This is a genomic window from Nonomuraea sp. NPDC048882 (assembly GCF_040649755.1).
Lineage (GTDB): Bacteria > Actinomycetota > Actinomycetes > Streptosporangiales > Streptosporangiaceae > Nonomuraea > Nonomuraea maheshkhaliensis.
The window spans coordinates 1-22661 of the sequence record NZ_JBEZGB010000042.1; the positions used below are offsets into that span (position 1 = coordinate 1).

Sequence of the window (22661 nt, forward strand, 5' to 3'; positions counted from 1 at the left end):
GCGGGGGCCGGGGTTGGGGCTGGGCTCCGCGCCCCCGCGCTCTGGGGGGGGCCCCCCCCCCCCCCGCCGGCCCCCCCCCGGCCGGGCCCCCCGGCCCACCTGGGCGGGCGCGCGACCCAGAACATCATCGGGCGCGGCAGTACAAGCACGGCCGGCGACATCGTCGAGCACGTCGCCGCCAGAACCGCCGCCGACCAGCGGCGCGTGCTCGACTACTGGACTCCCGAGCGCATGGCCAAAGCCCTGCCGATCGGGCTGCTGGACATCGTGACCGACGACGGCCTGCTGAGCGGACTCACCGGCAGCGCGGACCTGCGCACCACCCCCGAGCTGACCGGCCGCAAGGCGGACCTGACCGTCCCGCGCGAGCTCGTCGGAACGCACCGCATGGCCGCGGCCCGCCCCGACACCAGCACGATCGGCGCCCGCTGGATGACCGGAGGCCTGGTGTCCAGGACGACGGGCCGGGTGTTCCTGACCGTGGCAGGGGCCGACTTCGTCTGCTCGGCCAGCACCGTCAAGAGCGCCAACAGGGACGTCGTGGTCACGGCCGGCCACTGCGTCAAGGACGGCGCGGGCGCGTGGGCGGCGAACTGGACGTTCGTCCCCGGGTACGGGACGCGCGGCGCGCACCCGTACGGCCAGTACACCGCCCGCCGCATGTTCGTCGCCGGCCCCTGGTCGCGCGGCGGCGACGACAACTACGACGTGGGCATGGTGGCGCTGGCCACCTCGCATGGCAAGCACGTGGCCGACGTCGTGGGCACGCAGGAGATCGCGTTCGACGCGGGGCGCGGCGGCCAGGCGTTCGGTTTCGGCTATCCGGCCGACCCTCCGTACGACGGCGGCCACCTCGTCTACTGCGCGGGCCGGCTCAAGGACGACCCGTACGGCCAGAGCCGCGACCAGGGCCTCGGCTGCGACATGACCGCCGGTTCCAGCGGCGGGCCGTGGATGACGAAGTTCGACCCGGCCACGGGCAAGGGCACGATCATGTCGCTGAGTAGCTTCAAGTACAGCGACGACCGGCGCACGATGTACGGCCCGTACTTCGGCCAGACGATCAAGGCCCTCTACGCCACGGCGCAGAACGCATGACGTGAGGCTGAGGCGCCGCCACCCGGCCAGGTGGCGGCGCCCCGCGGATCGGCCTTCAACGGCTCACCGCCCGGCAGATCATGCGTCAGAGGCTCAGCCCGGTCAGCACCATGACCTTCTCGTAGGTGTAGTCCTCCATCGCCGAGTGCAGCCCCTCGCGCCCGACCCCCGAGTCCTTCACCCCGCCGTAGGGCATCTGGTCGGCCCGGTACGACGGCACGTCCCCGACGATCACGCCACCCACCTCCAGCTCCCTGTTCGCCCGGAAGGCCGCGTCCAGCGAACGGGTGAAGACGCCGGCCTGCAGCCCGTACCTGGAGTCGTTGACCATCGCGTACGCCTCGTCGATCGAGGCGGCCGGCTGGAGGATCATGACGGGCCCGAAGACCTCCTCGCAGGCGACCTTGGCGTCGTGCGGCACGTCGGCCAGGACCGTCGGGGCGACGGTGGCGCCCTCGCGGGTGCCGCCCGCCAGCACCTTGGCGCCGGCCGACACCGCCTCCTGGACCCACTGCTCGACCCGCGCCGCGGCGGCCTCGGAGACCAACGGGCCCACCTGCGTCTTCTCGTCGGCCGGGTCACCGGTGACGAGGGCGGCGACGGCCGGGACCAGCCGTTCGACGAACGCGTCGTAGACCGGGCGCTCGACGATCACCCGCTGCACCGCGATGCAGCTCTGGCCGGCCTGGTAGTTGGAGTAGAGCGCGATGCGCTGCGCCGCCCAGTCGAGGTCGGCGTCGGCCAGCACCACCGCGGCGGCGTTGCCGCCCAGCTCCAGCGTCACGTGCTTGCGCGGCACCTGGTCGGCGATTGCGTAGCCGACCGGGGCCGAGCCGGTGAACGACACCACCGGCAGCCTGGGGTCCTGGACGAGGGCGGAGGCGCGCTCGTTCTCGATCGGCAGCACCGAGAACATGCCGGCGGGCAGGTCGGTCTCGGCCAGGATCTCGCCGAGCAGCAGCGAGGACAGCGGCGTCGCAGGGGCGGGCTTGACGATGACGGGCGCGCCGACCGCGATGGCCGGGGCGACCTTGTGGGCGACGAGGTTGAGCGGGAAGTTGAACGGGGTGATCGCCAGCACGGGGCCGTGGGGCACCCGCGAGACGTAGGCCAGGCGGCCGGCCGCCGCCGGCTCGGTGTCGAGCCGCTGTACGCCGCCCGACCAGCGGCGGGTCTCCTCGGCGGCGAACCGGAACGTGGCCACGGCCCGCCCGACCTCGCCGCGGGCCCAGACGATGGGCTTGCCGTTCTCGGCGGTGATCAGCTGGGCGATCTCCTCGGCCCGCTCCGCGATGCGGCGCGAGACGTGGGCCAAGGCCTCGGCCCGTACGTGCACGGGCAGCGCGGCGGCCTCCTTGGCCACCGCGTGGGCCGCGGCGACGGCCTCCTCCACCTGGGCGTCGGTCGGCACGGAGTGCCGGGCGACCTCGCGGCCGTCATGGGGGTTGGTGACAGTGAGCTCGGTGTCCCCGGTCGCGGCGCGGCCGGCCAGCCAGAAGGTACGCACGTCCATACCTCGACGTTATGCCAAGGCGTGGGCAGGGGATTTACACCACGTTGCACAAGAGCCTCACGAGGGCTCACCGTTAAGTACAAGCTCCGTTGTATACCCAGGATGTAACAGAAGTAGACCTAATTCGGGATGTTTACCATGCGGAGTGGTTTGAGGGATCTCCGCCTTGGCTAAGTCATCGGGTGCGGGTCTCCAGCGCGGTGGGCCCCCGATCAGAAAGGCGTGGGCCCAGTGACCGAACAACGTGAGGTCACAAGGACGCAGAGCCGGTCCTTGGGCCGTTCCGTGGACAGGTCCGCGGGCAAGTCCGCGGGCAGGTCAGTGGGCAGGTCCGTGGGCACGAAGGAGGTCTCATGACCTCCGCGCCGCTGGGGCTGCAGGGCGCCTACCTCCTCGGTGAGCGCGCCACTCACGACGAGCTCCGCTCCCGCCTCCTCGACGTCGCCGTCAACCTGCTGCGGACCGACGGGCCGGAGAGTCTGACCATGCGCAGGATCGCCGCCGAGGCGGGCTGCACGACGACCGTCATCTACACGATGTTCGGCAACAGGGAGGGCCTGGCCGAGGCGCTCTACCTGGAGGGGTTCGAGCGGTTCCGCCGCTTCCTGGAGGCCGTGCCGCAGCGGCGCGACCCGCTGGAGCACCTCCACGCGCTCGGGCCCGCCTATCGGCAGGCGTGCCTGTCCGAGCCCGGCTACTACAGCCTGATGTTCGAGCGGGCGATCCCCGGTTTCGAGCCGAGCGAACGCGCGAGGACGCTGGCCAGGGCCGCGCTCAACATCCTCGACCGGGTGATCGCCGACTGCATCTCGGCCGGCCACCTGATCCCGACGCAGCCCCGCAAGATCGCCGATGCTTTGTGGGCCGCGGCCCAGGGGGCGATCAGCCTGGAGCGGGGCGGGCACCTGCGGGACGGCCGCACGTACGAGGCCGTGACCACGGCGACTATCTGCTGCTATCTGGTGGAGAAGCCGAAATAGCCGGATTGCGGGCCGCCTCCATGGCGAGCCACAGCTCCGCGCGCACGCCCGGATCGTCGAGGTCGCGGCCGAGCAACTCGGCCACCCGTCTCATGCGGTAACGCAGGGTGTGCCGGTGCACGCCCAGCCGCTGCGCCGCCGTCTCCCAGTGACCGTTGCCTTCCAGGTACGCGCGCAGCGATGCCACGAGGTCGGCCCTGGAGCCGTACGCGGTGAGCGGGGCCAGGACCGCGGCCGAGAACGCCTGGGCGGCGGCCGGATCGAGCAGCCCCAGCAGCCCTTGCCCCGCCAGCTCCCCGAACCCGACCACGGACCCACCCCCGTGCCCCGCACCGCCCCTTCCCCCGCCCGCCGCCCCGCCTTCCGCCCCGCCCGCTCCGGGGCCTTCCGCGTCACGGCGTGCGACATCACGGCCCGCGGCGTCACGGCTCCGAGCGGCCTCCAGGGCGCGCCTGGCCTGGTCGAGCGCGGTGCTCAGGGCGGTGGCGCCGTACCCGGCCGGCCGGCTCAACCCGACCGGTGCCTCCGCCCCCGCCGCCACCTCCCGCGCCACCGCTGAGGCCACGTCATGAGCGACCAGCGCCACCACCACCCGCCCCGCCGCCAGACCCGAGGCCCGGCCTGTCGCCCGACCCGACACCTCACCCGACACCAGACCCGAGGCTCGACCCGACACCTCACCCGACGCCTGGCCCGCTGCCCCGGCCGACGCTCGGCCGCGGTCCGGCACGGGAGGCGTGCCGTCGTGGAGTGCCGTGAAGGCGTGCGGTTCCAGGGCCTCAGCGGCCTCAGCGGCATCCGAGGGCGCCGCCAGCACCACGAAGGGCTCCTCGGGCAGGCGTCCGCCGAGCGGCTCCAGCACCACCCGAGCCCGCTCGCTCTCCCCCGCCAGCAGCAGCTCCAGCACGGCCGCGCGGACCCGCCGCTCGGCCGTCAGCCGGGTCCTGCCCTGCTCCATGGCCAGCGTCAGCAGCGAGCCCGCGGCGTTGATCACCGTGTGCGCGACCGGCGTGAAGGCGTGCCTGGCCCCGACGGCGAAGAAGCCACGCGGCCGGCCCCCGCCGCCCAGCGGCAGCACCACGATGTGCTCGCCGGGCGCGGACAACGCGAGACTCGACGGCACCCGCTCACCACTCCGCCCGCCCTGCTCACCACGGCGCGCGTCAACGGAGTGCGCCACCGGTTCGGCCCGGCGACCGGACGGCTCGGCGGGCCGGCCGCCCCGGAGCCGGGCCAGTTCGTGGGTCACCGCCTCCGGCCTGGCGTCCCGGGTGGCGTGGCGGACCTCGCCCGACTCATCCAGCAGCGCGGCCCAGCCGTCGACCTCCCTGGCCAGCCGGTCGATGACCGCGTGCATGCCCTCGGGCCGCAGCGCGGCCCGAGTCAGCCGGCCCTGGGCGGCGAAGGCGCGGCTGATCTCCTCGTACTGCTCGGCGGCCAGCAGCTCGCTGACGGCCTTGCCGATCGCGATGAACGGCGTCTCGCGCGGCACCTCCAGCAGCGGCAGCCCGGTCCGCTCGGCGGCGGTCACGAGCGCGGGCGGCGTCTCCTCGTGCGAGACCCCGACGCCGAAGCCGAGACCCGCCACGCCACGGGCGACGAGCCGGGCGACATAGTGGGACTGGTCGCCTTCCATCCGCAGGCCGGTGGTCAGCAGCAGCTCCCCGCCCTCCAGGTATGGTGTCGGGTCCGCGAGCTCGCTGACCGCCACCCAGCGCACCGCGGCCTCCAGCACCCCGGGCGCCGAGGTTCCGGCCAGCGGCCGGAGGTTCATGCGGCGCACGACGGTCTGCAGCGTAGGCGGCATGCGATTTTTATCCATTCCGGCTAAGACGAGGTACTTCAGTGTGACATATCGACGTATCGGAGCTGATGGGAGCCCGCCGTAGCGTCGAAGCCATGAGCATTCCCCAGGAGCGGCGCGTCGTGACCGCGATCCCAGGCCCCAAGTCGCAGGAGTTGCTGGCCCGCAAGCTGGCCGCCGTCCCGCCCGGGATCGGCACCACGCTGCCGGTCTTCGTCACCCGCGCCGGCGGCGGCGTGGTGCAGGACGCCGACGGGAACTCGCTGATCGACTTCGGCTCCGGCATCGCGGTGACGAACGTCGGCAACGCCGCCCCCAAGGTCGTCGAGCGGGTCCAGCGGCAGGTGGCCGAGTTCACCCACACCTGCTTCATGGTCACCCCGTACGAGTCGTACGTGCAGGTCTGCGAGAAGCTCAACGGGCTGACCCCCGGCGACCACGAAAAGCGCACCTTCCTGGTGAACTCGGGCGCCGAGGCCGTGGAGAACGCCGTCAAGATCGCCCGGCACGCCACAGGCCGGCCGGGCGTCGTGGTGTTCGACCACGGCTACCACGGCCGCACGCTGCTCACGATGACACTGACGGCCAAGAACATGCCGTACAAGCAGGGTTTCGGCCCGTTCGCCCCCGAGGTGTACCGGGTGCCGCTCGCCTACCCGTTCCGCTGGCCGGGCGGGCCGGAGAACTGCGCCGATGAGGCCGCCGAGCAGGCCATCGACCTGATCACCAAGCAGATCGGCGCGGGCAACGTGGCCGCCGTGGTGATCGAGCCGATCGCGGGCGAGGGCGGGTTCATCGTGCCGGCCAGGGGGTTCCTGCCGCGAATCGCGGAGTTCTGCCGGGCGAACGGGATCGTGTTCGTGGCGGACGAGGTGCAGACGGGCTTCGCGCGTACCGGAACGTTGTTCGCCTGCGAGGACGAGGGCGTCGTCCCGGACATCATCACCACCGCCAAGGGCATCGCGGGCGGCCTGCCGCTGGCCGCGGTCACCGGGCGGGCGGAGATCATGGACAAGGTGCACGTCGGCGGCCTGGGCGGCACGTACGGCGGCAACCCGCTCGCCTGTGAGGCCGCGCTCGGGGTGCTGGAGACCATCGAGGCCGAGGACCTGGTCGCGAGGGCGCGGCGCATCGGCGAGATCATGCTGCCCCGGCTGGAGGCGCTCAAGGAGCGCTTCGACGTGATCGGCGACGTGCGCGGGCGCGGCGCGATGATCGCGATCGAGCTGGTCGAGCCCGGCACCAAGGAGCCGAACCCGGCCGCCGTGCAGGAGATCGTCAGGCGCTGCCACGCGGAGGGGCTGCTGGTGCTGACGGCGGGCACGTACGGCAACGTGCTGCGCTTCCTGCCGCCGCTCGTCATCCCCGAGCACCTCCTGGAGGAAGGGCTCGGGATCCTGGAGAAGGCCGTCGCCGCGCTCTAGCCGACGAACCCCAACGAAACGGGCATCCACCTTGCGGCTGGATGCCCGTTTTTGTGGTGTAACCGCCGCTACTCGGGTAGAGAATTCACCTTGACTTGACGCGCAGCAGGACGCTCATGGCCTCGGTCAGGGTTATAACGGTTCCGACGTACGGAGGGGCGATGGCTGCTGGGAGCGTGATGAACTGGGGTCCGACCAGATCGGCGCGAGGTATGTTGACGTTCGACCCTGAGGGCCTGTCCGCGGCCCAGCGCGACGGCGACGCCTGCGTCGTCTGCCACAAGCGGTGGCCACGGCCCCGCGTGCGGGTGGGCTGCCTGCCCGACGAATCGGCCGTCCTGGCCTGCGGCGACTGCGCGGAGGCGCTGCTGCCGGCCCCCATGGCCACCGTCGTGGCCTTCCCTTCCCGCTGACCGTCCCTGCTGATCGACGCCGCCTGATCGACGCCGCCTGACCGCTCTCAGCGACCCTGCCGTCCGGGAACGCCGACCGGGAACGCCGAGACGCCCCGGGACGGGGGGAAGGCCCGGGGCGCCTCTTGACGGGCCTCGCCCAGCGGGGGAAAAGGGCGGGTCCGCGGCCCGGTCACGTGGGGGTCAGCGGCCCCCACTCACTTGGCCAGCAGCTCCTGCCAGCGCTTGGCCCAGGCGGCATAATCAGTGCATTCCCCGTCTTCCGCCGCGCAACCCCCAGGCGGCCGCACGGCGAAGTCCACGCGGTCGAGCCGCTTGTCGTCCCCCACCCCGTACGTCTCGCACATCAGCCTGGCCCGCCCCTTGCACGCCTTGTCGTTGGCCGGCGCCATCCCGGCCCAGGCCGCCGCGTCGCGCTGGGCGTCGGTCGCGGTCATCCAGTTGAGCCACCGGTAGGCGCAGGTGGTGTCGGGCAGGTTGGCGCCCAGCATCCAGGAGTCGACCCATCCGGTCGTCCGGCGCTCGGGCAGCACCTCGATCGACTTGCCCGCCTGCTGCAGCAGCAGGCGCCAGTAGGGGGTGACCTGGGCGTAGTCGAGCCGGCCCGTGGCGAACCCCTTGATCAGGTCGAGCGGGTTGCGCCAGTAGGTGCGCTCCTTGTTGCGTTCGAGCAGCGCCATGGCCCGGTCGAGCTCGCTCTCGCTCAGCTCGTACGGCTCCTTGGCCGACCCCTCGGCCAGCGCCGCGTCCGCGATCGTCATCGGGCTGTCGCGCAGCGCCGTACGTCCTGACGAGAAAACCTGCTCCGGCGTGCCGCCCCTGACCTTGGACCGGTCGTAGACGAGCTCGTGGTACGCCCACAGGTAGGGCACCCCGTAGACCTTGCCCGACACCGTGGTCATGTCGCGGAAGCGCTTGTCGAGGTCCTGGTAGCCGCTCACCTTGGCCGGATCGATGGCCTGCACCAGCTTGCGCTGGATCAGGTCGCCCGCCAGCGCCGGCCCGGCGGTGATCACGTCGTAGGGGCGGTCGCCGACTCGACTGGCCAGTTCTTCGGCGGTCTGCGCGGTGTCGAGCCGGGCGATCCTGCAGCCCGTCTCCTGCTCGAACGCGCCCACCCAGTTGACCTTGGAGGTGACCCCGCCGTACTCGGCGTAACCGCGGTAGGTGAGGATCTGCAGGGTGCCGTCGAGCTGCGTGGCGCTGGGCGTGGGTGTGGGCGTCGTCGTGGCGGTGCGCGTCGCGGTGCGGGTGGGAGCGGGCGTGGCGGCGCCGCTCGGCGGCGGGGTGGGACGGGCCGCGCCCACACCGGCCACCAGCGCCGTCGCGGCGACCGCCATGGCACACGTCATGGCGCGATTACGACGACGATTCACGATGCCCCCTAGTCCGTGTGCAGGAGCTTACCGGGGAGCCGGGGACAGGGCGGGCGTGTGGCCGATGCACGGGGGCGGGAGCGGCGCCGCTCCCGCCCCGTGACCGCCGCTCACCCGTTCGTGGGGAAGCCCAGGTTCACGCCGCCGTGCGAGGGGTCCAGCCAGCGGGAGGTGACGACCTTGCCGCGGGTGTAGAAGTGCACGCCCTCGGTGCCGTGCACGTGCGTGTCACCGAACAGCGAGGACTTCCAGCCGCCGAAGCTGTAGAAGGCCATCGGCACGGGGATCGGCACGTTGATGCCGATCATGCCCACCTCGACCTCGTTCTGGAAGCGCCTGGCCGCGCCGCCGTCGTTGGTGAAGATCGCGGTGCCGTTGCCGTACAGGCCGTCGTTGATGACCTTCAGGCCCTCCTCGTACGACGAGACGCGCACGATCGACAGCACCGGGCCGAAGATCTCGTCCGTGTGCGTCCGCGACCCGGCGGGCACGTGGTCGAGCACGGTGGGGCCGAGCCAGAAGCCGGCGGTCTCGGAGGCCTTGCCGCCGCCGAGCACGGTCGTCTCGCGGCCGTCCACGACCAGCTTGGCGCCCTCCTCGACGCCCAGGTCCAGGTAGGAGGCCACCTTGTCGCGGTGCGGCCCGGTGACCAGCGGTCCCATCTCGGACGCGGGGTCGTCGCCGGGGCCGACCACCAGGTTCTCCACCCGTTCGACGATCTTCTGCACCAGCTCGTCGCCGACCGGGTCCACGGCCAGCACGACGGAGATCGCCATGCAGCGCTCGCCCGCCGAGCCGAAGCCCGCAGAGACGGCCGAGTCGGCCACCAGGTCGAGATCGGCGTCGGGCAGCACGAGCATGTGGTTCTTGGCGCCGCCGAGCGCCTGGACCCGCTTGCCGTGCGCGGTGCCGCGCTCGTAGACGTACTGGGCGATCGGGGTGGAGCCGACGAACGACACCGCGCGCACGTCCGGGTGCTCAAGGAGCCGGTCCACGCTGACCTTGTCGCCCTGCACCACGCTGAAGACGCCGTCGGGCAGCCCCGCCTCCTGCCAGAGCCGGGCCATGAGCAGCGAGGCCGACGGATCCTTCTCCGACGGCTTGAGCACGAACGCGTTCCCGCACGCGATGGCGATCGGGTACATCCACATCGGCACCATGGCCGGGAAGTTGAACGGCGTGATGCCGGCCACCACGCCGAGCGGCTGGCGGATCGAGTACGAGTCCACCCGGGTCGAGACGCCCTCGGAGTAGCCGCCCTTGAGCAGGTGCGGGATCCCGCAGGCGAACTCCACGACCTCCAGGCCGCGGGCCACCTCGCCGAGCGCGTCGGAGTGCACCTTGCCGTGCTCGGCGGAGATGAGCGCGGCCAGCTCGTCGCGGTGGGCGTACATGAGCTCGCGGAAGCGGAACAGCACCTGCGCCCGCTTGGTCAGCGAGGCGTCGCGCCAGGCGGGGAAGGCGGCGACGGCCGCCGCCACGGCCGCGTCCACGTCGGCGGCGGAGGCCAGCGCGACGTGGCCGCTCACCTCGCCCGTGGCGGGGTTGTAGAGCTCCGCGGTACGCGCCGGGTCGCCGTCGGCGAGGGCTCCGTTGATCCAGTGCTTGACCGACTTCACTGAGCTGCCGCCTCCGCGTCGATGGTCTCCAGGGCCGTGACGATGATGCCCAGGCCCTCGGTGGCCTCGTCCACCGTGAGGGTGAGGGGCGGGGCCATGCGGATGGCGGTGCCGTACAGGCCGCCCTTGCCCGCGAGCAGGCCCGCCCGCTTGGTCAGCTCCATGAAGCGGCCCGCCTGGGCGGGCGTCTCCAGGTCGACCGCGAACATCAGCCCCTTGCCGCGCACGCCCTTGACCACGGACAGGCGCTCGGCGGCGGCCTTGAGCCCGCTGATGATGATCTCGCCGGTACGCGCGGCGTTGGCCTGGAGGTCATGGTCGAGCACGTAGTCGAGGGTGGCGTTGGCCGCGGCCATGGCGATCGGGTTGCCGCCGAAGGTCGACAGGCCCACGGCGTGCGGGGCGTCCATGAGGTCGCCGCGCGCCACCACGCCGCCGACCGCGAAGCCGTTGCCCAGCCCCTTGGCGAACGTGATCATGTCGGGGGTCACGCCGTGGTTCCCGATGCCGAAGAACGAGCTGCCGGTCCGGCCCCACCCGGTCTGCACCTCGTCGGAGATGAACAGGATGCCCTGCTCGTCGAGGACCTCCTTGTAGGCGGCGAACAGCCCGTCGGGGGGCATGGTGAAGCCGCCCACGCCCTGCACCGGCTCGGCGATCAGCGCGGCCACGTCGTTGGAGACGCTCGTGGCCAGCACGTGGCGCAGGTCGTCCACGCAGGCCGCGATGTAGTCGGCGTCCGACAGGCCCTTGAACTGGGTGAGGTGCCGGTCGGCGCCGTGCAGGAAGTGCACGTTGAGCGGGGAGAGCGAGTTGTTCTTCCACGACCGGTTCGCGGTGACGCTGATCGCGCCGAAGCTGCGCCCGTGGTAGCTCTGGCGCATGGCCAGAACCTGGTCGGTCTTGCGCGCGTACGTGGCCAGCAGCAGCGCCGTCTCGTTGGCCTCGGTGCCGGAGTTGGTGAAGAAGACCTTGGCGTCGGGGATGCCGGACAGCCGGGCGATCTTCTCGGCCAGCTCGATCTGGCCGCGCAGCAGGTAGAGGGTGCTGGTGTGCACCACCCCGGTGGCGAGCTGGCGCTCGACGGCCGCGCGCACCTCGGGCACGTCGTAGCCGATCATGTTGGTCAGGATCCCGGCGAAGAAGTCGAGATAGCTCTTGCCGTCCGCGTCGATGACGCGGTTGCCTTTGCCACTGACGATCTCGATGGGGTCGTGATAATTGAGGGCCAGCCAATTGGGCATCACTGCCCGGTGGCGCGCGAGAAGCTCCGACATGCTACCGAGTATCCCTTTTTCTGGGACCGACCTGCCCCTGCAACATGTCGGAGGGGAGAAGTCTTGCCTTACATCCTGACAGCCTGCAAACCGATAACCCGGGCCGCTCAGACCTGGGCCGGCTCCGGAACGGGGGCGGACGGCGCCGCAGGGCGCAAAACACTGAAGGCGAGCAGCGCGGCGGCCACGCAGAACCCCCCGCCCACCCACGCGCCGAGGTGCATGGCGGAGGTGAAGGCCTGGTCGGCGGCCTCGCCCAGCCCGGCCGCGTGCGCCGCGCCGATCGACTCGCGCGCCGCCGCCGGCAGGCCGGCGGGCATCTCCGCGGTGTAGCGGCCGGCCAGGACACTGCCCAGGACCGCGATGCTGAGCGCCATGCCGACCTGCTGGACGGTGTCGTTCAGCGCGGAGCCGACGCCGGCGTGCTCCATCGGGATGGCGCCCATGAGTGAGGCGTAGGCCGAGGGTCCGGCCAGGCCGCCGCCGATGCCCATGAGCACCAGGCCGGCGAGCAGCGGCAGGTAGCCGGTGGTCAGGGCCATGACGACGAAGCCGCCGGCCATCAGCAGCAGCCCCGCCGCGATCAGCACCCGGTTGCTGAGCCGCTTGCCGAGCCCGGCGCCAACGCCGTTGAAGATCGCGGCGGCCACGGCGTAGGGCAGCAGGGACAGCCCGGCCTGCATCTCGCCGTACCCGAGCACGAACTGCAGGTACTGGGTGAGCATCAGCATGACCGCGCCGGCGCCGAACGACATCAGCAGGATCGAGAACGACGCGCCGCTGAAGTCGCGGTTGGCGAACAGGTGCAGCGGCAGCATGGGCTCGTCCCTGCGCCGCTCCCAGAGCACGAAGGCGCCCAGGGCGACGACCGCGAGCACGATGACGGGGACGTTCCACTCACGCTCGATGATCACGTAGACGCCCGCGGTCAGGCCCGTGATCGACAGCAGTGCGCCCACGGGGTCGATCTTCCGCCCCGCGCTGCGGCTCTCGGGCATCAGCACGACCGCGGCGACGACGGCGACGGCGGCGACCGGCACGTTCAGCAGGAAGACCGAGCCCCACCAGTAGTGCTCCAGCAGGAAGCCGCCCAGGGTCGGGCCCGACACCATGCCGACCAGCGCCACGGCGCTCCAGGCGGCCATGGCCTTGCGCCGCTCGCCCTCGTCGAAGACGGTCATCAGGATCGACAGCGTGGACGGCATGACCAGCGAGCCGCCGACGCCCATCAGGAAGCGGGCGGCGATGAGCTGCCAGGGCTCGGTGACGAGCACGGCGAGCAGGGACGCGCCGCCGAAGAAGACCAGGCCGATGACGAGGAGGCGGCGGCGGCCGTACGTGTCGGACAGGCTGCCCGCGGTGAGCAGCAGCCCGGCGAAGGCCAGCACGTACGCGTCGATGATCCACTGGATGTCGGACGGGGTCGCGCCCATCTCCTCGGTCAGCGAGGGGATGGCCAGGTTGAGCACCATGTTGTCGATGACCAGGACCAGCAGGGCGAGACACAGAGCGGCGAGAATCCACCAGCGACGGGGATCTCGTACAGTGTTCGAGTTCACTCGCACACTGTACGACAACCCTCGTACAGTGTGCGAGAGGATTTAAGCTGAGAGTATGACGGGCAAGGCGTACTCCTCCGTGTGGCTCCGCGAGCCGCGTAAGGCCACCAGCCCCGGCCGCAGCCGGGAGGAGATCGTCAGAGCCGCGCTCGACCTGCTCGACGAGGAGGGGATCGACGGGCTGAGCATGCGCAAGCTCGGCGCCAAGCTGAGCGCGGGCGCCACCAGCCTCTACTGGTACGTCGCCAACAAGGACGAACTCCTCGAACTGGCCTACGACGCGACGTGGGGCGCGATCACCGCCCCCGACCCCGACGAGGTGGGCTGGCGCGAGGCGGCCTCCGTCATGGCCCACAGCGTGCGCCAGGTGATGCTGCGCCACCCGTGGATCGCCAGCCTGCTCGGCCGACTGCCCGCGCTCGGGCCCAACGCCCTGCGGGTCGCCGACCGGATGCGGCAGACGTTCAAGCGGGCCGGCTTCACCGGGTTCGAGATCGACTACGCCGTGGCCACGTTCACCGCCTACGTCTACGGCATGACCCTGCCCGAGATCGCCTGGAACGCCACGATGGCCGGCCACGACTACGACGCCGACGCCATGCGCGAGCAGGTGATCAGGGCGACCGCCGACTTTCCCGACATGCGCGAGCGCATCGACATGGACACCTACGAGGATCCGCGGGTGATGCGGGCGGTCGCGTTCGACTTCGGTCTCGTGTCGGTGCTCGACGGCCTTGAGCGGCGGCTGGTCACGTAGCAGGATCCGAGGCATGAGCGATTTCCGTACCGCCCGCGACTTCCTGCTCGGCGCCGACCCCGCCACCGCCCGCCGCGACTTTCGATGGCCGCAAGCAGCCGAGTTCAACTGGGCGCTCGACTGGTTCGACGGGGTGCTCGCCGCAGAGACCCCCGACGCCGTCGCTCTCAAGATCGTCGGAGAGAGCAGCGCCGACTACACCTTCGCCGGGCTGTCGGCCCGCTCCAACCAGGTCGCCAACTGGCTGAGCGAGCAGGGCGTGCGCCGGGGCGACCGGATCCTGCTCATGCTGGGCAACCAGGCCGAACTGTGGGAGGCGCTGCTGGCCGCGATGAAGCTGGGCGCGGTCGTCATCCCGGCCACCACACTGCTGACCGGCAAGGACATCGCGGAGCGGATCGAGCGCGGGCGGGTCTCCCACGTCATCGCCAACGCCGCCGACGCGGGCAAGTTCGGGCCGGGCGAGTACACCAGGATCGCCGTCGGCGACGCCTACACCTGGCTGCCGTACCACGAGGCGTACGAGTCGCCCGAAACCTTCACCCCCGACGCGCCGACCCGCGCGGACGACACGCTGCTGCTCTACTTCACCTCCGGCACGACCTCGCAGCCCAAGCTGGTCGAGCACACCCACGCCTCCTATCCGGCCGGGCACCTGTCCACGATGTACTGGATCGGCCTGCGGCCGGGCGACGTGCACCTCAACGTGTCCTCGCCGGGCTGGGCCAAGCACGCGTGGAGCAACGTCTTCGCCCCATGGAACGCCGGGGCCACCGTGCTCGTCCACGACTATCACCGCTTCTCCGCGCCCGCACTACTGGAGGTGCTGCGCGACGAGCGGGTCACCACGTTCTGCGCGCCGCCGACCGTGTGGCGGATGCTCATCCAGGAGGACCTGGCGGCGTGGAAGCTGCCGCTGCGCACGGCCGTGGCCGCCGGCGAGCCGCTCAACCCCGAGATCATCGACCAGGTGGCCAAGGCGTGGGGCATCACCATCAGGGACGGCTACGGGCAGACCGAGACCACCGCGCAGATCGGCAACGCGCCCGACGAGCCGGTCAGGCCCGGGTCCATGGGCCGGCCGCTGCCCGGCTACCAGGTCGTACTGATCGATCCGGTCTCGGGCGAGCAGGGCGACGACGGTGAGATCTGCCTGCCGCTGGACGACCGCCGCCCCCTCGGCCTCATGTCCGGATATGTCGGTGGATCGGGTGATGCGATGCGGGACGGCTACTACCACACGGGCGACGTCGCCACCCGCGACGCCGACGGCTACATCACCTACGTGGGCAGGACCGACGACGTCTTCAAGGCCTCCGACTACCGCATCTCGCCGTTCGAGCTGGAGAGCGTGCTGCTGGAGCACGCGGCGGTGACCGAGGCGGCCGTGGTGCCGGCGCCCGATCCGGTCCGCCTGGCCGTGCCCAAGGCGTACGTGACGCTGGCCCCCGGCTTCGAGCCGGACGAGGCCACGGCCCGGTCGATCTTCGAGCACTGCCGCAGGGAGCTGGCTCCGTACAAGCGGGTGCGGCGGCTGGAGTTCGACGAGCTGCCGAAGACGATCTCCGGCAAGATCCGCCGCGTCGAGCTGCGGGTACGCGAGCCGCGCAGGGAATACCGCGAAGAGGATCTTCACTCCTGACAGGGTTGGCAGACTGTCAATCGGCCCTCCGCCGTTCTTACAGGCTGATCGGATAGGCTCGGCCCGTGCTCCCCACCATCGCCGACGTCCTCGCTCTGGAGACCGTGCGCCGGGGCAGCCCGCGCGTGGTCGCGGGCGCCGACCGGCTCGACACCAAGGTGCGGTGGGTGCACGTCGGCGAGATCGCCGACATCGCCCAGCTGCTCCGCGGCGGCGAGCTGGTGCTCACCACGGGCGTGGCCCTGCCGGAAGACCCCGACAAGCTCGCCGACTACATCGGCGAGCTCTCCTCCGTCGGCGCTTCCGGGCTGATCGTTGAGCTGGGCCGCAGGTTCGTGGGCGAGCTGCCGCAGGTCGTGGTCAAGGCGGCGGAGGAGCACGGGCTGCCGGTCATCGTGCTCACCCGCGAGACACCGTTCGTGCAGATCACCGAGTCGGTGCACGCCCGCATCATCGACATCCAGCTTGAGGAGCTGCGTGCCTCCGAGCAGCTGCACGAGGTCTTCACCGAGCTGTCGGTCGAGGGCGCCTCGCCGGCCGAGGTGCTGGCCCAGGTGGCCCGGCTGTCGGGCCGGCCGGTGCTGCTGGAGAACCTCGCGCACCAGGTCCTGGCCGCCGAGTCGGCGGGGCGCGACGCGGGCGCCCTGCTGGCGGGCTGGGAGACCAGGTCCAGGGCCGTCGCTCCGGCCGAGCGCACCGCGTACGACCCGGCCTCCGGCTGGCTGGTCACCACAGTGGGCGCGCGCGGCCAGGACTGGGGGCGGCTGATCCTGCTCTGCGACGCGCAGCCGTCGCCGCGTGACATGGTGCTGGCCGAGCGCGCCGCCACCACGCTCGCCCTCGGCCGCCTGCTGGAGCGTCACCAGGAGTCGCTGGAGCGCCAGGCCCACGGCACCATCATCACCGGCATCCTCACCCACGCCTACGCCGACCCCGACGAGGCCGCCGCCCGCGCCCGCGCGGTGGGCGTGCCGCTCACCGGCCGCAAGCTGATCAGCGTCGTCATCAGGCCGACCGAGCCGATCGACCAGGCGCTCGACGGGCAGGCGCAGCTCGGCGAGCTGGCCGAGGCCACCGCCGCCGCCTGCCGCGACGCCCGCCTGCCCGCCCTGGTGGGCGCGCTCGACCAGGAGCGCGTGGGCGTGCTGATGCCGCTGCCGCCGCGCACCCAGGCCGAGCCCGCGCTGACCTCGCTCTCCGAGCGGCTGCGCGTGCTGTGGCGGCCGGGCTCGTCGTTCGTGCTGGCGGCCGGCTCGGTGGTCGAGTCCATCAGAGACGTACGCCGCAGCTTCCTCGAAGCCGAGCAGGTGGCCGACGTCGCGGTCCGCCAGCCCGACGGCCGCGCCTACTACCGGCTGCCCGACCTGCGCCTGCGCGGCCTGCTCCACCTGCTGCGCGACGACGCCAGGCTGCAGACGTTCGCCGAACGGGAGCTGGGCCCGCTGCTGGCCCACGACGCGCAGCGGGGCGGCGACCTGACCCGGATCCTGCGCGTCTACCTCGACTGCGGGCGCAACAAGGCCGTGGCCGCGCAGAAGGCCCACCTGTCCAGGCCCGCCTTCTACGACCGGCTGCGCCGCCTGGAGCGCATCCTCGACACCGACCTCGACGACGTCGAGTCCTGCCTGTCCCTGCACGTGGCGCTGCTGGCGCTGGAGTCGTTCAGGAGAGACAACCGCTGACGGCCGCAGGTCAGGGGGTCCACCACTCCGCCTTGCACTCCGAGGCCAGGTCGTCGACCGTGACGCGCTTCTCCTGCAGCACGAGCCCGTTCGCCGTGATCCGGCAGACGAGCGTGCCCTGCTCGGCGCTCCGGCCGGCGATCAACCACACGCTCAGCGGCGCCTCGCCGAGCCGCACCTTCCGCTTGTAGGGAAGCCGCACGAAGCTCTCGTCCACGGTGCCCGCCTTCCGCGAACGGCTGTCGATCCGGTACGCCACCGAGGCGACCTCGACCCCGTCACCGTCGACCTCCAGCTCGACCTCCGTCGGCCCGTTCAGCGGGACGGCGGTGGTGCCGGCCGAGCCTGTGGACGGGGGCGGGACGATCGCGGCCGGCTCCCCGACCTGCTGGAGGAAGAGCAGCACCGCGATCGCCACCGAGGCCACCCCCAGGACGACCCCGCCGGCCGCGAACAGCTTGCCGCCCAGCACCTTGACCGCGATGGTCACCACGCCGAGCAGGGCGCCGATCAGGCCGAGCGCCGCGCCCGGCAGCCGCAGCACAGGGAAGAACGCCGCCAGCGCGCCGATCCCGCCCCAGAGCAGGGAGATGACGCCGAGGACTGGAGTGGGCGGCGTGTACCGCGGCAGACCGGGCTGATGATCGGCCGGCTGCCGGTCGGACGGGGGCTGGTCGGAGGGCTGCCAGCCGAATGGGGGCTGGTCGAGTGGCCGCCCGTCGGACGGGTGCTGGTCGGACACGTGCTGGTCGGGCGGTTGCCAGTCGCCATTCATGGCAGTTTCCGATCGGGAACGGCGGGGGCGGGCTCGAATCGGCTTTCCGACCAGGATGGGGATCGACGCACGACTTACACGATAAATCTCCGGAGCTCTTCCGCTTTCTGACCTCGTCAAATGTCCGGAAAATGTCCTCATCCGCACCCAGCCGCGTTTCAGAAATGCACGCCGCCGGGAAAGGCGTGACCTCCCGCCGGCGCCGTTCGGAAAAGCACCGCGTTCAGAAGCCCATCGCGACCCGCACCTCCTCCAGCGTGCGCACCGCCCGCTCCCTGGCCCGCTCGTTGCCCTCGGCCAGAATCAGCCGGACGTCGCCCGCGCCCAGCTCGGCGCGGCGCTTCCTGATCGGCCGCAGGAACTCGTTGACCGCCTCGGTCGTCACCCGCTTGAGCGTGGCCGCGCCGCCGTCGCCGATCTCCTCGGCGAGCTCGGCCGGCGACCGGCCCAGGCACAGACCCGCCAGCGTGAGCAGCCCGGCCACCCCGGGACGCCGCTCCTCGTCGTAGGTGATCACCCGGTCGGGGTCGGTGACGGCCTTGCGGATGAGGGCGGCGGTCTCGTCCTCGGTGGCCGACAGAGGGATCGCGTTGCCCCGGCTCTTGCTCATCTTGCCGCCGTCCATCCCTCTGAGCTGCGGCTGCTCGCCCATCAGCGCCTCGGGCAGCGGGAACACCTCGCCGTAGCGCTCGTTGAAGCGCCGCGCCACCAGCCGCGTCACCTCCACGTGCGGCAACTGGTCCCGGCCCACCGGCACCAGCGTGCCCTTGCAGAACAGAATGTCGGCCGCCTGGTGCACCGGATAGGTGAACATCAGGCCGCTCACGGCCGCCTGCGAGCTGTGCGCGATCTCGTCCTTGACGGTCGGGTTGCGCCGCAGCTCGGCCACGGAGACCAGGCTCAGGAACGGCAGCAGGAGCTGGTTCAGCTCGGGGATCGCGCTGTGCTGGAAGATCGTCACCTTGGCCGAGTCGATCCCCACCGCCAGATAGTCGAGCAGCAGCTCGGTGGTGTGCTTGCGGATCTCGCCCGGCACGTCGCGATCGGTGATCACCTGGTAGTCGGCGATCAGCACGAACATCGGGTAGCGCTCCTGCAACCGCACCCGATTGGCCAGCGAGCCGAAGTAATGGCCGAGATGCAGCGGCCCGGTCGGGCGGTCGCCGGTGAGCACGAGGTCGTTCATCAGGTCTTTTCTCCTCCGGAATCGTGCCGTCCCGGAGAGAAGCCGCCCGCGTCGGTGGGCCGTCCCAGGGACGGCCCTTGCATGCGAATGTCAGCGGCCGTCTGTCGGCCGCCACCACATGCAGTTGCGAGTCATATCCGAATCATATCCAGGTGTGGTGTCAATCTCGTAACCTCTTTACTCGTTTCGCGCGTTCTCCTGCCCTGGAGACCATGATCTCGCCACTATGGTGCGGTCCCTTTTCCGCCCTCTGGAGAGTTCATGTCTCGACGTACCCTCGCCGCCGGCTTGGCCATGGCCGCGGCGCTCCCCCTCACCGCGCTGCCCGCGACCGCGGAGCTGCAGTCGGTGAGGTTCCCGTCGGCCAAGTTCCCGCTGGGCGCACGTGCTGTGCCGACCAAGACGATGACCACCGTGACGCAGGGCATCGACCTGTACGACGTGAAAGCCGGCTCGTCCACCGACGGCTACACGGTGACCGTTCTCATGCCGAGCGGCCGTGACTACGGGATGCTCCCGACGGCCGAGGCCAGGGTCGCCGAGGTGGAGGCGGCCGGCGAGACCGCCAGCCTGCAGAAGGTCGTCCGCCCCGGCGTCGCCGACGCCCCCTCCCAGACCGTCTACATGGTGCGCGTCGGCCTGTGGTCGTTCAAGGACAAGAAGAAGGCCGAGAAGAGCGCCAAGAAGCTCAAGGAGGCCGGGCTGAAGGTCAAGGTCGACTACCTCGGCGACGACGGGCTCAAGACCACCGGCCCCTGGGACGTCAAGGTCGTCATGATCGACGCGCGGACGTTCCGCGGCTCGTACGCCGCCACGCTCGGCACCAGCGTGGCCAAGCGCGAGACCGTCTCCTCGATGGCCAAGGCCGGCAAGGCCGTGGTCGCGATCAATGGCGGCTTCTTCAACATCCACACCGACAAGGCGCTGCGCGGCGAGCCCGTCGGCGCGTCCGTCGTCGGCGGCAGGCTGCTGAGCGAGGCCGTGCCCGGCCGCTCGGCCGTGGTGCTCAGAGGCCGTACCGCCAAGATCACCGAACTGAAGACCGACGTCACCGCGATCTCCCAGGACGGCGAGCGCGTCGAGGTCAACGGCATCAACCGGGCCGCGGCCACGGACGAGCTGGTCCTCTACACCGAGGAGTACGGGGCCAAGACCCCCACCGGCGGCACCGACGCCGTCCTCGACGCCGGCGGCCGGGTCACCGGCCTGCGCGCCTCGGGCGCCGCGGTGGCCAAGGGCACGCGGGTGCTGCACGGCAACGGCGTCGGCTCCGACTGGCTCAACGAGCACGCCTGGCAGGAGTGGAAGGTCGACGTGGTGACCAAGGTCGTGGACCTGCGCACCAAGAAGGCACTCAAGCTCACCCCCGACCTCAACGTCATCGCCGGCGGCGTCGGCCTCGTCCGCAACGGCAAGACGAAGATCACCGCCAAGCGCGACGGGCACGACTCGATGAACATGATCCTGCGCCGCCACCCGCGCACCCTCCTCGGCACCACCAGGAACGGCAGCCTCATCCTGGCCGCCATCGACGGGCGCCAGCCCGGGGTGACGGTGGGGGCGAACTTCGTGGAGGCGGCCCAGTTCATGCGCTGGCTGGGCGCCACGCAGGCGATCAACCTGGACGGCGGCGGCTCGACCGCCCTGTTCGTGGACAAGAAGGTGGTCAACCGCCCGTCCGACGGCGCCGAACGCGGCGTCGGCGACGCCCTCCTGGTCCTGCCCCAGTAACCCTCCCTCCGCTCGCAGGGACCCGCAGGCGACCTGCGGGTCCCTTCTTCATGCGGTACGGAATCCGCTACGGCCGCATGCGGTACGCTGCGGCCTCACGCGGCACGGAGTCCGCGGCGGCCGGGCGGGCCACAGGTCCGCGTACCGCAGGAAGACCTACGACCTGCCCACAGACCGCTCCGCAACAGGACCGGCAGCCCCACCCACAGGCCCCGCCGCAGCAGAACCGGCAGCCACGCCGACCGCGGCGGGACCAGCGGCCCCCGCTCACAGAACCGTGACTCATGCTCGCATGAGGTCCAGCTGTGGCGGGTGGGCCCTGGCCCTGACGTTGGGGTGTTGGGGTCAGCGCGCCCGGCTGTCGGTGACCGGCAAGCCGGTGTCCGCTTTGATGGCCTTCATCGCCAGATGTGAGGTGGCCTGCGCCACCCCCGGCAGCCCGGACAGCGTCTCCGAGTAGAACCGCTCGTAGGCGTGCACATCCGCCACCGCCACCCGCAGCAGAAAGTCCGGATCCCCGAAGAGCCGGTGCGCCTCGACCACCTCCGGCATCTCCGCCACCCGCCGCTCGAACTCCGCGACGGTGTCGTGGTCCTCGTACCTCATCACCACCGTCACGAACGCCTGGAAGCCGCGCCCGATCGCGTCCCCGTCGAGCAGCGCCCGGTAGCCGCGGATGACGCCCGTCCGCTCAAGGTGACGCACCCGGCGCAGGCACGGCGACGGCGTGAGCCCCACCCGATCGGCCAGCTCGGTGTTGCTGAGCCGCCCGTCCCGCTGAAGCTCCTGGAGGATTCTGCGGTCGATGGCGTCCATAGCGCAACATCCTGCCACGGACGGCCCCGCACGGGCATGGATCCACCATCGTGTGCCAGCCCGTTTCGGCTAGCGTCGCCGGTATGGACACCCACCTCCTGTTGCTGTTCCTGGGGATGGACCTCCTGCTGATCTGCACCCCGGGGCCCGACATGCTCTACGTGATGGCGCGCTCGCTCGGCCAGGGTCGCAGGACCGGTCTGACCGCGGTGGCCGGCATCTGCGGCGGTTACGCCGTGCACACCGCCATGGCCGCCGCCGGGCTGGCCGCCGCACTGCGCGCCGTACCCGCCGCGCTGCCCGCGATGAAGTACGCCGGAGCCGCCTACCTGGTCTTCCTCTCTGTCAGAACGCTGATGGCGCTGCGGAACCGCGGCGGCCACACGCTCGCGGCGCCCACCGCCGAGCCGTCCGGCAAGGTTCTGCGGCAGAGCCTGCTCACGGCCCTGCTCAACCCGAAGGGCCTGCTGCTGTACCTGTCGCTGATGCCGCAGTTCATCTCGACGGGGACGGGGGTGCCGCTCGGCTTCCAGCTCGCGGCGCTCGGCCTGCTGCACATCGTGAACTGCGCCCTGCTCTACGGCCTGGTCGCCACCCTCACGGCCCGAGCCGGCCACGCCCTGACCGGCACCCCGAAGGCGGCCCGCCGCGTCTCGGCCGTGTCGGGCACGTTGCTACTCGTCGTCGCAGCCGCCACCCTCAGCACCCATTAGCCACTTCACGATCGCAGCGGCCTCAAGCGCCGGCGTTCCCGCCGCGCTGACCTGGAAGTTCGCCCCGAAGGTGAAGGACGCTACACGCCTGCAGAGTGATGGCCTCCCGTGACAGCCGCTACCAGAAAGCCGTCATGCCCGGAATCCGCCCCATACACGCGGACATGCAGGAGAGGGCCCCGACGCTGTGAAGCGTCGGGGCCCTCTCCTCAAAAGATTGTCCGGCGGTGACCTACTCTCCCACACCCTCCCGAGTGCAGTACCATCGGCGCAGGGAAGCTTAACTTCCGGGTTCG

General features: G+C 71.3%; 18 protein-coding genes and 1 rRNA gene. 9 read left to right on the plus strand and 10 right to left on the minus strand.

All coding sequences use genetic code 11. The features are described 5' to 3' along the window. Positions 1 to 204 precede the first annotated feature (204 nt). Positions 205 to 1098, plus strand: coding sequence for a trypsin-like serine protease (locus AB0C27_RS55685; RefSeq protein WP_357863423.1), 894 nt, complete (start codon positions 205 to 207; stop codon positions 1096 to 1098). A gap of 85 nt (positions 1099 to 1183) precedes the next feature. Here the strand turns inward: AB0C27_RS55685 and AB0C27_RS55690 are convergent, their stop codons facing one another. Beyond that, entirely contained in the window at positions 1184 to 2611 is a 1428-nt protein-coding gene (locus tag AB0C27_RS55690; RefSeq protein WP_357863426.1) for an aldehyde dehydrogenase family protein, read from the minus strand. Positions 2612 to 2964: 353 nt separating this feature from the next. On the opposite strand from AB0C27_RS55690, the gene AB0C27_RS55695 reads away from it, so the two are divergent. Then, on the plus strand, positions 2965 to 3591 hold the full coding sequence (locus tag AB0C27_RS55695) for a TetR/AcrR family transcriptional regulator (protein WP_357863428.1): 627 nt from the start codon (positions 2965 to 2967) through the stop codon (positions 3589 to 3591). Here AB0C27_RS55695 and AB0C27_RS55700 read toward each other — a convergent pair. Next, the gene (locus AB0C27_RS55700) at positions 3557 to 5398 is read right to left on the minus strand and encodes a PucR family transcriptional regulator (protein WP_357863431.1); all 1842 of its coding nucleotides are present in this window, start codon (positions 5396 to 5398) and stop codon (positions 3557 to 3559) included. The genes AB0C27_RS55695 and AB0C27_RS55700 overlap by 35 nt on opposite strands. Positions 5399 to 5490: 92 nt before the next feature. Here AB0C27_RS55700 and gabT point away from each other — a divergent pair, with 92 nt between their 5' ends. Both gabT and AB0C27_RS55710 read left to right on the plus strand, forming a co-directional pair. Then, positions 5491 to 6819 carry a 4-aminobutyrate--2-oxoglutarate transaminase gene (gabT, locus tag AB0C27_RS55705; protein ID WP_357863434.1) on the plus strand — a complete coding sequence of 443 codons (1329 nt, stop codon included), beginning with the start codon at positions 5491 to 5493 and terminating at the stop codon, positions 6817 to 6819. Between the two features lie 212 nt (positions 6820 to 7031). Beyond that, positions 7032 to 7232, plus strand: a complete 201-nt coding sequence (locus AB0C27_RS55710; RefSeq protein WP_346112470.1) for a hypothetical protein — start codon at positions 7032 to 7034, stop codon at positions 7230 to 7232. Between the two features lie 197 nt (positions 7233 to 7429). On the opposite strand, the gene AB0C27_RS55715 is transcribed toward AB0C27_RS55710, so the two are convergent. The 4 genes from AB0C27_RS55715 to AB0C27_RS55730 all read right to left on the minus strand — a co-directional run bounded on the left by AB0C27_RS55715 (position 7430) and on the right by AB0C27_RS55730 (position 13063). Beyond that, entirely contained in the window at positions 7430 to 8584 is a 1155-nt protein-coding gene (locus AB0C27_RS55715) for an extracellular solute-binding protein (protein WP_357863437.1), read from the minus strand. Between the two features lie 134 nt (positions 8585 to 8718). After that, a complete protein-coding gene (locus AB0C27_RS55720) occupies positions 8719 to 10227 on the minus strand; it encodes a CoA-acylating methylmalonate-semialdehyde dehydrogenase (RefSeq protein WP_357863439.1) in 1509 nt (502 codons plus the stop codon). Continuing rightward, complete coding sequence (locus AB0C27_RS55725; protein WP_357863442.1) at positions 10224 to 11504, minus strand: aspartate aminotransferase family protein; 1281 nt, start codon at positions 11502 to 11504, stop codon at positions 10224 to 10226. The genes AB0C27_RS55720 and AB0C27_RS55725 overlap by 4 nt, the downstream gene beginning before the upstream one ends. A 107-nt stretch (positions 11505 to 11611) precedes the next feature. Beyond that, complete coding sequence (locus tag AB0C27_RS55730) at positions 11612 to 13063, minus strand: MFS transporter (RefSeq protein ID WP_357863445.1); 1452 nt, start codon at positions 13061 to 13063, stop codon at positions 11612 to 11614. Between the two features lie 55 nt (positions 13064 to 13118). On the opposite strand from AB0C27_RS55730, the gene AB0C27_RS55735 reads away from it, so the two are divergent. The 3 genes from AB0C27_RS55735 (at position 13119) to AB0C27_RS55745 (ending at position 17144) form a co-directional block, all read left to right on the plus strand. After that, positions 13119 to 13820: a TetR/AcrR family transcriptional regulator gene (locus AB0C27_RS55735; RefSeq protein WP_357863448.1), complete on the plus strand. Its 702-nt coding sequence runs from the start codon at positions 13119 to 13121 to the stop codon at positions 13818 to 13820. A 13-nt stretch (positions 13821 to 13833) separates the two neighbouring features. Further along, the gene (locus AB0C27_RS55740; RefSeq protein ID WP_357863452.1) at positions 13834 to 15462 is read left to right on the plus strand and encodes an AMP-binding protein; all 1629 of its coding nucleotides are present in this window, start codon (positions 13834 to 13836) and stop codon (positions 15460 to 15462) included. A gap of 65 nt (positions 15463 to 15527) precedes the next feature. After that, positions 15528 to 17144: a PucR family transcriptional regulator ligand-binding domain-containing protein gene (locus AB0C27_RS55745; RefSeq protein ID WP_357863455.1), complete on the plus strand. Its 1617-nt coding sequence runs from the start codon at positions 15528 to 15530 to the stop codon at positions 17142 to 17144. A gap of 10 nt (positions 17145 to 17154) precedes the next feature. On the opposite strand, the gene AB0C27_RS55750 is transcribed toward AB0C27_RS55745, so the two are convergent. Beyond that, positions 17155 to 17919 (minus strand): hypothetical protein, encoded by a 765-nt coding sequence (locus AB0C27_RS55750; protein ID WP_357863458.1) that lies wholly within the window; start codon positions 17917 to 17919, stop codon positions 17155 to 17157. A 223-nt stretch (positions 17920 to 18142) separates the two neighbouring features. After that, positions 18143 to 19105 (minus strand): tryptophan--tRNA ligase, encoded by a 963-nt coding sequence (trpS, locus tag AB0C27_RS55755; protein ID WP_357863461.1) that lies wholly within the window; start codon positions 19103 to 19105, stop codon positions 18143 to 18145. A gap of 261 nt (positions 19106 to 19366) precedes the next feature. Between trpS and AB0C27_RS55760 the strand changes: the two genes are divergently transcribed. Further along, entirely contained in the window at positions 19367 to 20836 is a 1470-nt protein-coding gene (locus AB0C27_RS55760) for a phosphodiester glycosidase family protein (RefSeq protein WP_357863462.1), read from the plus strand. 345 nt (positions 20837 to 21181) lie between these two features. Here the strand turns inward: AB0C27_RS55760 and AB0C27_RS55765 are convergent, their stop codons facing one another. Further along, a complete protein-coding gene (locus AB0C27_RS55765) occupies positions 21182 to 21652 on the minus strand; it encodes an Lrp/AsnC family transcriptional regulator (protein ID WP_357863465.1) in 471 nt (156 codons plus the stop codon). 83 nt (positions 21653 to 21735) lie between these two features. Here AB0C27_RS55765 and AB0C27_RS55770 point away from each other — a divergent pair, with 83 nt between their 5' ends. Continuing rightward, positions 21736 to 22365 (plus strand): LysE family translocator, encoded by a 630-nt coding sequence (locus AB0C27_RS55770; protein ID WP_357863468.1) that lies wholly within the window; start codon positions 21736 to 21738, stop codon positions 22363 to 22365. A gap of 219 nt (positions 22366 to 22584) precedes the next feature. Here the strand turns inward: AB0C27_RS55770 and rrf are convergent. After that, a 5S ribosomal RNA gene (rrf, locus tag AB0C27_RS55775) occupies positions 22585 to 22661 on the minus strand; the annotation flags it as partial.